The organism is Lelliottia wanjuensis (assembly GCF_030238365.1).
Lineage (GTDB): Bacteria > Pseudomonadota > Gammaproteobacteria > Enterobacterales > Enterobacteriaceae > Enterobacter > Enterobacter wanjuensis.
In genome coordinates, this window is sequence record NZ_JASSOT010000067.1 from 15,507 (window position 1) to 28,199 (window position 12,693).

Sequence of the window (12,693 nt, forward strand, 5' to 3'; positions counted from 1 at the left end):
GATTCGCCATGCTGAAAACGATGCAAAAACACGGCGTGACGCTGGCGATCTTCGCCGCCGCCCTGACCGGTCTGACCGCGCTGGTGAATGAACTGACTAAAAACACCATTGAAGAGCAAGCGGCGAAGCAACAAAAAGCGCTGTTCGATCAGGTGATCCCGTCGGACTTCTACGATAATGACCTGCAGAAAAGCTGCTTTATCGTACAGGCCCCGCAGTTAGGCAAAGGTGAACACCGCATTTTCATTGCGCGCAAAGGCGATACCGCCGTGGGCGCGGTGATGGAAGCGACCGCTCCGGACGGCTACTCCGGTGCGATCCAGCTGCTGGTCGGGACCGACTTCTCCGGTACCGTACTGGGTACGCGCGTCACCGAGCATCACGAAACGCCGGGCCTGGGCGATAAAATCGAGCTGCGCCTCGGCGACTGGATATTGCACTTCGCCGGAAAAGTGATTCACGGTGAAAACGACACTGCCTTTGCGGTGAAAAAAGACGGCGGCGAGTTCGACCAGTTTACCGGTGCGACCATTACGCCGCGCGCGGTGGTGAATGCGGTTAAACGCGCCGGGCTGTATGCCCAAACGCTGCCCGCGCAACTTAACAATCTTCCCGGGTGTGAGGAGTAATCATGAGCCAGGTTAAAGAGGTTATTGTCCAGGGTCTCTGGAAGAACAACTCCGCGCTGGTGCAACTGCTCGGAATGTGCCCGCTGCTGGCGGTAACATCAACCGCCACCAACGCCCTGGGTCTGGGGCTGGCGACGACGCTGGTACTGACCCTGACCAACCTGTCGATCTCTGCCCTGCGCCGCTGGACGCCAGCGGAAATCCGTATCCCGATTTACGTGATGATCATCGCCTCGGTGGTGAGTATCGTGCAGATGCTGATCAACGCCTACGCGTTTGGCCTGTACCAGTCGCTGGGGATTTTTATCCCGCTGATCGTCACCAACTGTATTGTGGTGGGCCGTGCGGAAGCTTTCGCGGTGAAGAACGATCCGCTGATCTCCGCCCTGGATGGCTTTGCCATCGGCATGGGCGCGACCTGCGCGATGTTTGTGCTGGGCTCGCTGCGTGAAATCCTCGGCAACGGCACGCTGTTCGATGGCGCGGATGCGCTGCTGGGCAGCTGGGCGAAAGTCCTGCGCATTGAAGTTTTCCATACCGACACGCCGTTCCTGCTGGCGATGCTGCCGCCGGGTGCCTTTATTGGCCTTGGCATGATGCTGGCGATAAAATACCTCATTGATGAGAAACGTAAGCGCCGCGCCGCCGAGCGCAGCGTGCAGGAAGGACTTCCTGAGAAGGCTGTATGAATAAAGAGAAACGCATAGCGATTCTGTCGCGCCTGCGTGACAACGACCCGCATCCGACAACGGAGCTGAACTTCAGCTCCCCTTTTGAGCTGCTGATCGCGGTCCTGCTCTCCGCGCAGGCGACTGATGTCAGCGTCAACAAAGCGACGGCAAAGCTCTACCCCGTCGCCAATACGCCACAAGCGATGCTCGAGCTGGGCGTGGACGGCGTGAAGTCGTATATCAAGACCATCGGCCTGTTTAACACCAAAGCCGAAAACGTGATTAAGACCTGCCGTATTCTGGTCGAACAACACGGCGGTGACGTGCCGGAAGACCGCGCGGCGCTCGAAGCGCTGCCGGGCGTCGGGCGTAAAACGGCGAACGTGGTGCTCAACACGGCCTTCGGCTGGCCGACGATTGCCGTCGATACGCATATCTTTCGCGTCTGTAACCGCACTAATTTCGCGCCGGGGAAGAACGTTGAGCAGGTCGAAGAGAAGCTGCTCAAAGTCGTTCCTGCCGAGTTTAAAGTCGATTGCCATCACTGGCTGATTTTGCACGGGCGTTATACCTGTATCGCCCGTAAACCGCGCTGCGGCTCGTGCCTGATTGAAGATTTATGCGAGTTTAAAGAGAAAGTCGATCTCTGATATCTGCTGCATTTTGTTATCCTCTCACGCAATCAATCCCTTACAAAAGGAAGGTCTAACCGTGAACCTTCCTTTTGCCCATTTATTATCCGCTGCGCTGACTTTTAGACCTGTTGATTGTTCGGTTCATTAACACTCAGGCAGGTTAATTGTTTTTTCGTCAGCGAAATTTTCTATACATCTGTGACAGAGATCACTGTGATAACGTCATGTTGGATTTTTGTATCTAAAAACCTGATAAGCCCTTGCCTGCACAGGCTATGACCGATCGTTACCCACAGATTAAACCAGTTCATTTTCGGATTATGGGTCATCTGACTGCCTGAAAGGGCATATAGCAGAACATATCGCCATGCGGGGCTTTTTAAGGGCATTCCGTAGTGAAAAAAACCACCAATTCTCTGGCTGTGAGATTTAACGCTAAATAACATTTGCCTGACCCGCTGATTATACCATGTCGGTTATATGTAACAGAGTATTACAAATGTATTGCCAGATGGGCCAGGATAGTGAACATTACCCGCCGTTTCCCCTCCCAATATAACTATAAGGCGAATGGATTCCGGTCGATTACGCTATGAACACCCCCGTTAATATGGGATGTAAAAAAAGAGGTATATGTGTCTACTGCAAACAATAAACCAACAGAAGAGAGCGTAAGTTTAAACGCTTTCAAACAACCTAAAGCGTTCTATCTCATCTTCTCTATCGAGTTATGGGAACGTTTTGGTTTTTACGGCCTGCAAGGGATTATGGCTGTTTACCTGGTTAAACAACTGGGTATGTCCGAAGCTGACTCCATCACACTGTTCTCCTCATTCAGCGCACTGGTTTACGGCCTGGTCGCCGTCGGCGGCTGGTTAGGCGATAAAGTCCTGGGCACCAAACGCGTCATCATGCTGGGCGCCATCGTTCTGGCGATCGGTTATGCGCTGGTGGCGTGGTCCGGTCACGATGCAGCGGTTGTCTACATGGGTATGGCGACGATTGCCGTCGGTAACGGGCTGTTCAAAGCTAACCCGTCTTCCCTGCTGTCTACCTGCTACAGCAAAGATGACCCGCGTCTCGACGGTGCATTCACCATGTACTACATGTCGGTGAATATCGGTTCCTTCTTCTCTATGCTGGCGACTCCGTGGCTGGCCGCGAAGTTCGGCTGGAGCGTGGCGTTCTCCCTCTCCGTCGTAGGTATGCTGATCACCGTGGTTAACTTTGCCTTCTGCAAACGCTGGGTCAAAAACTACGGTTCAAAACCTGACTTCGAACCGGTTCACATGGGCAAACTGCTGGCAACCATCGTCGGTGTCGTGATCCTTGCGACCATCGCCACCTGGCTGCTGCACAACCAGGGCGTTGCACGTGCCGTTCTGGGCGTAGTGGCTCTGGGTATCATCTGCATCTTCGCGAAAGAAGCGTTCGCAATGCAGGGCGCAGCGCGTCGTAAGATGATCGTGGCCTTCATTCTGATGATTCAGGCGGTTGTTTTCTTCGTCCTGTACAGCCAGATGCCAACCTCCCTGAACTTCTTCGCAATTCGTAACGTTGAGCACGCCATTCTGGGCATCGCGTTCGAACCTGAGCAGTTCCAGGCACTGAACCCGTTCTGGATCATGATTGGTAGCCCGATTCTGGCCGCTATCTATAACAAGATGGGCGACCGTCTGCCAATGCCGCACAAGTTTGCCATCGGTATGGTGCTGTGCTCTGGCGCATTCCTGGTTCTGCCTCTGGGCACCAAGTTCGCGACCGACGCGGGTATCGTGTCTGTAAACTGGCTGATTCTGAGCTATGCGCTGCAGTCTATCGGTGAGCTGATGATCTCTGGTCTGGGCCTGGCGATGGTTGCACAGCTGGTTCCGCAGCGTCTGATGGGCTTCATCATGGGTAGCTGGTTCCTGACTACCGCGGGTGCGGCGATCATTGCTGGTAAGATTGCAAACCTGATGGCGGTTCCAGAAAACGTGACTGACCCACTGGTCTCCCTGGAAGTTTACGGTCGCGTCTTCATGCAGATCGGTATCGCGACCGCAGTTATTGCTGTGCTGATGCTGCTGACTGCACCTAAACTGAATCGTATGACTCAGGACGACGACAAAGCCGCAAAAGCGACGGATACCGCTACCGCGTAATTGTCATCGGGAAACGACTGAAGAGAAGCCGCTAACTGTGCGTTAGCGGCTTTTTTTTTATGAGCCCGCGCATTAACATGCTTCTAACCTCAGCAAAAAGGAGTTACCGATGAAACTGTTCTACAAACCAGGCGCATGCTCTTTGGCTTCACACATCACCCTGCGCGAGAGCGGCAAGGATTTCACGCTCGATAGCGTCGACCTGATGAAAAAGCGTCTGGAGAATGGCGAGGACTACTTCGCGATTAACCCGAAAGGACAGGTTCCGGCTCTGGTGCTGGACGACGGCACCCTGCTCACCGAAGGCGTGGCGATCATGCAGTTCCTGGCAGACACCGTTCCCGATCGCCAGCTGCTGGCCCCGACCGGCAGCATTTCCCGCTATAAGACCCTGGAGTGGCTGAACTACATCGCCACCGAGCTGCACAAAGGCTTTACGCCGCTGTTCCGCCCGGATACGCCTGAGGAGTACAAACCGACCGTTCGTGCCCTGCTTGAGAAAAAACTGCAGTACATCAACGAATCCCTGAAAGACGATCAGTGGATTTGCGGCCAGCGTTTTACCATTGCTGACGCCTATCTGTTTACGGTTCTGCGCTGGGCGCGCGCTGTGAAGCTGAATCTGGAAGGGTTAAGCCACATTGAGTCGTATATGGAACGTATGGCGGCGCGTCCGGGCGTGGCGGCGGCGCTGAAGGCGGAAGGGTTGAACTAACGGAGCGGTCTGTTTTGCCCGGCGGCGCTGCGCTTGCACGGGCCTACAGTTTTGTAGGCCGGGTAAGGCAAAGCCGCCACCCGGCAAAACAGCGTATTTCGATGTGACAGGCCGGGTAAGCGTGAACGCCACCCGGCAATGCTTTAAAGCTGCGTCGCGCTAAAATAGTGCTCCGGCTTCGCGATACGATCCTGCGCCGCCACTACCTGCAACTCATACTCATCCATCTGTTTGGTCGCGATCATGATTTCATACACCGCGGCGGTCACATGCTCCAGTGCGTCGCGAAGAGATGCGCCCTGCAACAGTTTCACCAACATCAACCCGCTGGTCACATCACCCACACCAACCGGCTGACGCGCACCAAAATCCACCAGCGGACGGCTGATATGCCAGGCGTCATCTTTCGTCACCAGCAGCATTTCAAAACGGTCGTGGCTGATGCCAGCCCGCGCCAGATGCTTCACCAGCACGATCTCCGGCCCCTGAGCGATCAGCTCACGTGACGCTGTCACGGCTTCTTCCACGCTGTTCACCGGGTGTTCGCACAGGATCTCAAGCTCAATCAGATTCGGCGCGATAATGTCGCTGGCGGGCATCGCATGGCGCACGTGGAAGTCCGCCACGCCCGGCGCGACAATACAGCCTTTTTCGGGATGACCCATCACCGGATCGCAGAAAAATTTGGCCGACGGGTTCGCCGCTTTCACCTGACGCACGATACCGAGGATATGCTCGCCCTGCTCTGCAGAGCCGAGATAACCGCTCAGCACGGCGTCACAGCGCTTCAACTGGTCGATATCCGCGATACCCTGCACAATCTCCGTCAAGTGCGACGCGGGCAGCACACAGCCCGTCCATTTGCCGTACTGCGTATGATTGGAGAACTGAACGGTGTTGAGTGGCCAGACGTTGGCACCGAGACGGCGCATGGGAAACTCAGCGGCGCTGTTGCCGGCATGTCCAAAAACAACGTGGGACTGAATGGCGAGGATGTTATTCATTTTTCTTACCACAACCCTGAAAAAAGAAAGGGGCGTGGTTTCCCACGCCCCTCAAACACTTGTGATTACTTCCAGCAAACCAGACAGTAATTCTTCTTACCGCGACGCAGCAGCGTGTATTTGCCGTACAGGCGATCGCTCTCTGCGAAGGTGTATTCCGGATCGGCCTGTTTTTCACCGTTGATGGTGATGGCGTTAGAAGCGATAGTTTTACGTGCCTGACCGCGGGACGGCTGCAGCTCGGAATCCACCAGCGCCTGCATCAGGTCTGCGCCCTTCTCCATCTCAACCATCGGCACGCCATCCTGCGCCAGCTGCTCGAAATCTTCCACGCTCAGATCGCTCAGCGTACCGTTGAACAGGCTGGCAGTAATGCGTTTCGCCGCCGCCAGGCCTTCTTCACCGTGAACCAGGCTGGTGACCTGATCGGCCAGCACATACTGCGCGCGAGGCGCTTTGCCGCTGTTCTTGTCTTCTTCTTCCAGCGCATTGATCTCTTCAATGTCCATGAAGGTGAAGAACTTCAGGAAGCGATAAACGTCCGCATCGGCGGTGTTGATCCAGAACTGGTAGAATTTGTACGGGCTGGTTTTCTTCGGATCGAGCCACACCGCGCCGCCTTCGGTTTTACCGAATTTGGTGCCATCGGCTTTCGTGATCAGCGGAACGGTCAGACCGAACACCTGGTTCTGATGCAGACGACGCGTCAGGTCGATACCGGACGTGATGTTGCCCCACTGGTCGGAACCGCCAATCTGCAGCGCCACGCCGTGCAGTTTGTTCAGACAGGCGAAGTCATAACCCTGCAGCAGGTTGTAGGAGAACTCGGTGAAGGAGATGCCCTGATCGTCACGGTTCAGACGCTGCTTGACCGCTTCTTTGTTGATCATCTGATTAACGGAGAAGTGCTTGCCGATATCACGCAGGAAAGTCAGCACGTTCATGCCGCCAAACCAGTCGTAGTTGTTGGCCGCAATCGCGGAGTTTTCGCCGCAATCGAAATCGAGGAATGGCGCAACTTGCTTGCGAATTTTATCCACCCACTCCTGCACGGTATCTTCCGTATTCAGTTTACGCTCGGCGGCTTTAAAGCTCGGGTCACCAATCAGACCGGTCGCACCACCCACCAGCGCCACAGGCTTATGGCCCATCTGCTGGAAGCGTTTCAGGCATAACAATGGAACAAGATGCCCCAAGTGCAAGCTGTCAGCGGTGGGATCGAAGCCGCAATAGAGCGCGATCGGGCCTTGCGCCAGTCGCTCTGCTAACGCTGCTTCGTCCGTCACCTGGGCCACGAGGCCCCGCTCTTGCAATTGTTTAATCAAGTTACTGCTTGCCATCAAATTCTCCATGTATAAACGACTGCACCTCTGTCGGTACACGACTTTTCGCCTAACGCGAAAGTGACATAGAATAAAGCGCCAGCCCATCCAGCGCTAGCGCTTACGACAACAAATTTCGCGGATTACGGGGCCAGTCGGTCGATTTTCCACGCGTCGCTGTCACGCTGGTATAAAAAGCGGTCATGGAGACGATGTTCGCCGCCCTGCCAGAACTCCATCTGTTCAACAGGCACGCGGAATCCGCCCCAGAAGCTCGGGAGCGGCACTTTGCCCTGCTGGAATTTCTGTTTCAGCTCGAGGAATTTGCTCTCCAGCACGCCGCGCGCCGAAATACGGCTCGACTGTTTGGAGACCCAGGCACCGATCTGGCTGTCGCGCGGACGGCTATGGAAATACTTCAGCACTTCCAGCGTCGAAAGGCGTTCGACTTTGCCGGTCACCATCACCTGACGCTCCAGCATATGCCACGGGAACAGCAGGCTGATGCGCGGATTGTTTTCCAGATGATGGGCCTTACGGCTGCCAAGGTTGGTGTAAAACACCAGCCCTTTTTCGTCGTAGTGTTTCAGCAGGACGATGCGCTGATACGGCTGGCCGTGCTCATCGACGGTGGCAACGACCATCGCCGTCGGATCGGCGAGTTTGGCCTCACAGGCCTGTTTCAGCCAGCGCTCAAAAAGGACGAGGGGTTCAGCGGGAAGATCCTGGCGACGCAGGCCGCCTTTGGTGTATTCACGGCGCAGATGCGCAATTTGCTGCAATTCATCGTTATCTGACATGGCGTTAGCTGAAATTAGAATTGGGTGGCGCTATTGTGCGCCGCCCCTGGAAAAATCTCAACGCTTCGGATTCTGCAGCACGCAGTTGTTCAGCACGACGCGGTCGCGTTTATAGACGGTGGCATCGTCACCTTTCGACCAGAAGACGTAAATCCCATCGGTATAGCGCGCCCCGGAGGCGGACATTCCCTGTTTCAGGTTCAGCACTTTATTGTCATAGATGAAACTGGCTTCCTGACGCGGGTTATTCAGCTTCACGGTCAGCGGTTTTTCGTCGCAGCGATATTCCAGCGTGTCGGTGTTCATGCGATCGACGAACTGGTTGTAGTAGCTACAACCCGCGAGTAAGAGAGGGGCAAAAGCAAGCAGAAGTTTTTTCATGGGCCTGTTCCGAAGACTATCCTGGTCATGGAGGGTGAAGTCACCCTCCTGTATTCCTGTGGATTTTAACCGCAACAGACCGGGCTTTGTTTCAGTTAACTCTGATTCTGACGTGGGTTGGCCGGAAAAATGGCCCCCAATACGCTGGCTTCGCGCGCACCGGTGACAGAGGGCAGATTTCCCGGCAGTCCGGCGACCGTGCGCCAGGCAAGCCAGGCGAAGGCCAGCGCTTCCATATCATCCCCGCTAATCCCGGCCACGTCGGTGGTGGTCACCTCGGTGCCAGGAAGCAGCCCGGCGAGACGCGCCATCACCAGTGGGTTACGGCTCCCGCCACCGCACACCAGCAGGCGTTCACAGCCGCCGCTCAGCAAGACCTGTTCAGAGATTGAGATTGCCGTCAGCTCCACCAGCGTCGCCTGCACATCCTGCGCGGCCAGCGCCGGGAACGGCGTCAGCTGGCGCTCAAGCCAGCCGTAGTTAAAGTATTCCCGACCGGTGCTCTTCGGCGCAGGTGCTGCAAAATAGGGATCGCTCAGCATCGATTGCAGCAGCGGGAGGATCACTTTCCCCTCGCTGGCCCACTGTGCGTCTTTGTCGTAGGCTTTGCCGCGCTGACGCCAGATCCAGGCATCCATCAGCATATTGCCGGGGCCGGTATCGTAGCCGCGCACCGGTTGGCCTGGAATGAGCATGGAGAGATTGGCGATACCGCCGATATTGAGCACCATCCGGCGTTCAAGCGGATGCGCCAGCAGCGCCTGGTGAAACGCTGGAACCAGCGGCGCGCCCTGTCCGCCAAGCGCGATATCGCGACGGCGGAAATCGCCCACCACCGTCACACCGGTTTTCGCCACGATCTGGTTGTTGTCGCCAATCTGCATCGTATGCGGCGCGTCCCCGACCGGCTCGTGCCAGACGGTTTGGCCGTGACAGCCAATCGCCACCACGTCTTTCGGCTGCAGATTTTCCTGCTGCATCAGTGCGAGCACGCCATCAGCAAACAGCGATCCCAGCTGTACGTCCAGCCGCCCCAGCTGCGACAGGGTCAGCTGTTGGCCCTGGCAAATGCTCAGAATCGCTTCCTTCAGCTCAACGGGGATCGGCCAGGTCAGGCTGGCCTGCTGCGCCACCATATTTTCATCAATTGCAGCAAGGACAACATCGACACCGTCAAGGCTGGTGCCAGACATCACACCGATATAGCGACCCGATTTCATGCGCTTTCCTTAAGTTTTCAGGGCTTGGGGTTAACACTCCACCATAAAGTTAGGGTCATTTCTATGACGCGATAATATTTTTTAACAATGTCAGATCTCAAACACCCCAGGCCGTCCGTTTATGTCTCGTTAAGCTAAATTCAAGTACAATTTTCTTATTGTTAGTGCAAAGATATGATCTATGGCTGCCGATGCCATATAATTGAGCCATAACGGATGCTCAGATTGAGCGTTTTGGGTGAACAGGAGATTCAAATGATTTTACGTGTACTGGGCGTTTCATTGATTGGTTTAACTCTGGCTGGCTGCGTGAATAACGACTCCCTTTCCGGTGACGTTTACACTGCCTCCGAAGCCAAACAAGTGCAAAACGTCACTTACGGTACTGTTGTTAACGTGCGTCCGGTTCAGATCCAGGGCGGCGATGACAGCAACGTGATTGGCGCAATTGGCGGTGCTGTGCTGGGTGGTTTCCTGGGTAACACCGTCGGTGGTGGCACCGGGCGTTCTCTGGCGACAGCCGCAGGTGCGGTTGCCGGTGGCGTAGCCGGTCAGGGCGTTCAGGGTGCGATGAACAAAACCCAGGGCGTTGAGCTGGAAATCCGTAAAGACGACGGCAACACCATCATGGTGGTGCAGAAACAGGGCAACACTCGATTCTCTAGCGGTCAGCGTGTTGTACTGGCGAGCAACGGTAGCCAGGTTACTGTTTCCCCACGCTAATTCCTTAATGGATGTGGCTTTCGGCCACATCCATTACTCTCCCCCAACTCATTAATACAATTAAACACATGTAATATGTGAATTAATTAATGGCGTTTCCCTTGTTCCTGCGCAAAGTATTTCCCACGTCATCACGCTAGTCTCCACGTTCGTTCCTTCAGCTCAATAACGCAATATCTGCCCGCTAACAAACGTATGATTGTGATTAACCGACATCTGGGAAACCGATATGTTTCCTTCGCTCTGACTTGCCTCGTTTTCTTTGGCATATTACATGCGATATTTAATAATATAGAACGTACTGTCCCGACGCTGTCGCCATTTTTATTCCCGACGCTGACCGTATTTCTTCTGGTGTTTCATCTGTTTATTGCCATTTTTATGATCATGAAATATTGGTGTGACAAACAGCGCGTGTTCCTGCTCGCCATCGCCTTTGCCTTTGTGGGCTCAGCGCTACTGATGGCGGGAACCCTGAGCTGCTTCCCGACGTGGCTAAACCCATACAGCCTGCATCCTAATAACTATAACGATGCGATGATTTATTTCATGATGCGCAACATTATGATGGCCAGTCTGTTTACGCTTTCGACGGTACTTTTTACATTGCGTCACTCGGCATTAACACGGTTAATGTACGGATCCATCGTAGGGCTATTATTTATTTTTACCGCGCTGATGATAATTCTCGCGTGGCTCTACTCCAGCCATAGCGCGTTGCTCTCGCTGGATTTAGTCAATAATGACACCCGACAGAACACGATATTATGGACGCAAGTCATCAATATTATCCTGATCCTGTTCTGGGTGAGTACATTAATAACCATGCTGGTTATTACTCGGCTGAGAAATCTATTCTGGCTGAGCGGCTGTTTTCTGTGTGTCTGCTATATCATTACCTTATCGACGCTGATGACCACCGACTATGTGGGAGGGTTCGTCTGGTACCGGGCGAGATTTTTTGAAGCTATCGCCACCCTGGTGATTATCTTCACCCTGCTGCAGGATGTGTTTAGCCTCTATCGCCAGTCGCATCTGAAATATCAGCAGTCGTACCAGAACTCGATTCGTGATGCCCTCACGCGCCTCTACAATCGCAGCTATTTTTACGAATCCTTGAGTCACTCGCTCAGTACGACTACCGGCAGCAAACCCGTGTCGGTGATAGTGAGCGATCTCGACCGTTTCAAACGCATCAACGACACCTATGGGCACCTGCAGGGCGACAAGGTCTTGCAGTTTGTCGCCAACCTGCTGATGGACTCCGTACGCCCGCAGGATATTGCCGCACGCATCGGCGGCGAAGAGTTTGTTTTACTGCTTCCCAATACCTCGTCAGAGGCGGCTAAACAGGTGGCTGAACGGATCCGTATTCTGTTAGCCAGTTTTGATCGTGAAACGACGCACGGGGAACTACCGGAACCGATCACCATCAGCATGGGGGTCTACACCGCGACCTCCTCTGCCGTGACCGCTGAAGAGTGCGTCGAGCGCGCGGATAAGGCGATGTATGAGGCCAAAGAGACGGGAAGAAATCGGGTGGTGGTGTTCAGCTAAAAAGAAAGCCTTGCGATGCAAGGCTTTGTTATGACGTTAGTCGCGGGTCTGGAGCTCATTGATGTTCTGCTCAAGGCGAGCAATCATGTCAATCAGCTGTTCCAGCTCGGCCGGTGAGATCCCGGAGAGGATCTCGCCGCGCGTTTTACTGATCACAGCTTCCATCTCGGTGATGATAGGCGCTGCTTTTTCAGTGAGCTTAATACGTTTGGCACGGCGGTCGCTGGCGCAGGTCTGACGCGAAATCAGCCCCTTCTCCTCCAGCTGATCGAGCGTGCGCACCAGGGACGGCTGCTCAATGCCAATCGCTTTTGCCAGTTGAATTTGTGACTGCTCGGGCGGCAACTGATGAATGTTATGCAGCGTAACCCAATGCGTCTGTGTCAATTCCAGAGGTTTCAGGCGATGGTCAATCAGAGCACGCCAGATGCGTACCAACCTTGCCAGATCAGAACCTAATGGCGATTCCAATTTCATCTCCTTATAATTAGCTTGCTAAGTTATTATACTGATTTTAGAATAGTGTGCAGCATTTATATTGGCAAAACAAATGCAATACTGCATTCATCAAAATCGAACGAATGATTTACACTTATTGAAGGCGCTTCATCGTGTTAACACTCGCCTCTTCTCCACAGCAAAGGATCTCTTCTCGTGAAGTTCTCTTATAGCTCCGCGGGTTTACCCCTACAGGACCTGATTGTCGGCGCATCTGTCTATTTCCCCCCGATTTTCAAAGCCGTGATGTTGGGCTTTTTGATCTGGCTTGTGGCACACCGACTGCTTCGTGACTGGATGTATTCCGGTGAAATCTGGCATCCCATGTTGATGGATCTTTCGTTGTTTACCCTTTCGGTCTGTCTTGGTCTGGCTCTGTTGATTGCGTGGTGAA

The 12,693-nt window shown here is 54.3% G+C and carries 14 protein-coding genes; 8 read left to right on the forward strand and 6 right to left on the reverse strand.

Features of this window, described 5'->3' with window-relative positions:
- The first annotated feature begins 8 nt into the window (after positions 1–8).
- From rsxG to gstA, 5 genes are all read left to right on the forward strand, one after another.
- Positions 9–629, forward strand: a complete 621-nt coding sequence (gene rsxG, locus QQF33_RS19920) for an electron transport complex subunit RsxG (RefSeq protein ID WP_285144664.1) — start codon at positions 9–11, stop codon at positions 627–629.
- A 2-nt stretch (positions 630–631) separates the two neighbouring features.
- On the forward strand, positions 632–1,318 hold the full coding sequence (locus QQF33_RS19925; protein ID WP_285150231.1) for an electron transport complex subunit E: 687 nt from the start codon (positions 632–634) through the stop codon (positions 1,316–1,318).
- Positions 1,315–1,950, forward strand: a complete 636-nt coding sequence (nth, locus tag QQF33_RS19930; RefSeq protein ID WP_285150230.1) for an endonuclease III — start codon at positions 1,315–1,317, stop codon at positions 1,948–1,950. The genes QQF33_RS19925 and nth overlap by 4 nt, the downstream gene beginning before the upstream one ends.
- Positions 1,951–2,570: 620 nt before the next feature.
- Complete coding sequence (gene dtpA, locus QQF33_RS19935) at positions 2,571–4,079, forward strand: dipeptide/tripeptide permease DtpA (RefSeq protein WP_282493269.1); 1,509 nt, start codon at positions 2,571–2,573, stop codon at positions 4,077–4,079.
- 109 nt (positions 4,080–4,188) lie between these two features.
- The gene (gene gstA / locus QQF33_RS19940) at positions 4,189–4,794 is read left to right on the forward strand and encodes a glutathione transferase GstA (RefSeq protein WP_282493270.1); all 606 of its coding nucleotides are present in this window, start codon (positions 4,189–4,191) and stop codon (positions 4,792–4,794) included.
- Positions 4,795–4,937: 143 nt separating this feature from the next.
- Here gstA and pdxY read toward each other — a convergent pair whose 3' ends face one another.
- The 5 genes from pdxY to anmK all read right to left on the reverse strand — a co-directional run bounded on the left by pdxY (position 4,938) and on the right by anmK (position 9,521).
- On the reverse strand, positions 4,938–5,798 hold the full coding sequence (gene pdxY / locus QQF33_RS19945; RefSeq protein ID WP_285158467.1) for a pyridoxal kinase PdxY: 861 nt from the start codon (positions 5,796–5,798) through the stop codon (positions 4,938–4,940).
- Positions 5,799–5,863: 65 nt separating this feature from the next.
- Positions 5,864–7,138 (reverse strand): tyrosine--tRNA ligase, encoded by a 1,275-nt coding sequence (tyrS, locus tag QQF33_RS19950; RefSeq protein ID WP_282493272.1) that lies wholly within the window; start codon positions 7,136–7,138, stop codon positions 5,864–5,866.
- Positions 7,139–7,263: 125 nt separating this feature from the next.
- Positions 7,264–7,920, reverse strand: coding sequence for a pyridoxamine 5'-phosphate oxidase (gene pdxH / locus QQF33_RS19955; RefSeq protein WP_285158468.1), 657 nt, complete (start codon positions 7,918–7,920; stop codon positions 7,264–7,266).
- A gap of 57 nt (positions 7,921–7,977) precedes the next feature.
- Entirely contained in the window at positions 7,978–8,301 is a 324-nt protein-coding gene (mliC, locus tag QQF33_RS19960) for a C-type lysozyme inhibitor (protein ID WP_282493274.1), read from the reverse strand.
- 95 nt (positions 8,302–8,396) lie between these two features.
- Positions 8,397–9,521: an anhydro-N-acetylmuramic acid kinase gene (anmK, locus tag QQF33_RS19965; RefSeq protein ID WP_285158469.1), complete on the reverse strand. Its 1,125-nt coding sequence runs from the start codon at positions 9,519–9,521 to the stop codon at positions 8,397–8,399.
- A gap of 255 nt (positions 9,522–9,776) precedes the next feature.
- Here anmK and slyB point away from each other — a divergent pair, with 255 nt between their 5' ends.
- Both slyB and QQF33_RS19975 read left to right on the forward strand, forming a co-directional pair.
- Positions 9,777–10,244, forward strand: a complete 468-nt coding sequence (gene slyB / locus QQF33_RS19970) for an outer membrane lipoprotein SlyB (protein ID WP_282493276.1) — start codon at positions 9,777–9,779, stop codon at positions 10,242–10,244.
- A gap of 195 nt (positions 10,245–10,439) precedes the next feature.
- A complete protein-coding gene (locus QQF33_RS19975) occupies positions 10,440–11,801 on the forward strand; it encodes a sensor domain-containing diguanylate cyclase (protein ID WP_285158470.1) in 1,362 nt (453 codons plus the stop codon).
- Between the two features lie 36 nt (positions 11,802–11,837).
- Here QQF33_RS19975 and slyA read toward each other — a convergent pair whose 3' ends face one another.
- Positions 11,838–12,278 (reverse strand): transcriptional regulator SlyA, encoded by a 441-nt coding sequence (slyA, locus tag QQF33_RS19980; protein ID WP_282493278.1) that lies wholly within the window; start codon positions 12,276–12,278, stop codon positions 11,838–11,840.
- 177 nt (positions 12,279–12,455) lie between these two features.
- On the opposite strand from slyA, the gene QQF33_RS19985 reads away from it, so the two are divergent.
- Positions 12,456–12,692: a DUF1656 domain-containing protein gene (locus QQF33_RS19985; protein ID WP_282493279.1), complete on the forward strand. Its 237-nt coding sequence runs from the start codon at positions 12,456–12,458 to the stop codon at positions 12,690–12,692.
- Position 12,693: the final 1 nt, after the last annotated feature.

Excerpts from the sequence above, each read along its gene's own strand:
- QQF33_RS19975 (WP_285158470.1), top strand. The coding sequence starts at position 10,440 with ATGATTGTGATTAACCGACATCTGGGAAACCGATATGTTTCCTTCGCT.
- gstA (WP_282493270.1), top strand. The coding sequence starts at position 4,189 with ATGAAACTGTTCTACAAACCAGGCGCATGCTCTTTGGCTTCACACATC.
- slyA (WP_282493278.1), bottom strand. The coding sequence starts at position 12,278 with ATGAAATTGGAATCGCCATTAGGTTCTGATCTGGCAAGGTTGGTACGC.
- tyrS (WP_282493272.1), bottom strand. The coding sequence starts at position 7,138 with ATGGCAAGCAGTAACTTGATTAAACAATTGCAAGAGCGGGGCCTCGTG.
- mliC (WP_282493274.1), bottom strand. The coding sequence starts at position 8,301 with ATGAAAAAACTTCTGCTTGCTTTTGCCCCTCTCTTACTCGCGGGTTGT.
- slyB (WP_282493276.1), top strand. The coding sequence starts at position 9,777 with ATGATTTTACGTGTACTGGGCGTTTCATTGATTGGTTTAACTCTGGCT.
- QQF33_RS19925 (WP_285150231.1), top strand. The coding sequence starts at position 632 with ATGAGCCAGGTTAAAGAGGTTATTGTCCAGGGTCTCTGGAAGAACAAC.
- pdxY (WP_285158467.1), bottom strand. The coding sequence starts at position 5,798 with ATGAATAACATCCTCGCCATTCAGTCCCACGTTGTTTTTGGACATGCC.
- pdxH (WP_285158468.1), bottom strand. The coding sequence starts at position 7,920 with ATGTCAGATAACGATGAATTGCAGCAAATTGCGCATCTGCGCCGTGAA.
- anmK (WP_285158469.1), bottom strand. The coding sequence starts at position 9,521 with ATGAAATCGGGTCGCTATATCGGTGTGATGTCTGGCACCAGCCTTGAC.
- rsxG (WP_285144664.1), top strand. The coding sequence starts at position 9 with ATGCTGAAAACGATGCAAAAACACGGCGTGACGCTGGCGATCTTCGCC.
- nth (WP_285150230.1), top strand. The coding sequence starts at position 1,315 with ATGAATAAAGAGAAACGCATAGCGATTCTGTCGCGCCTGCGTGACAAC.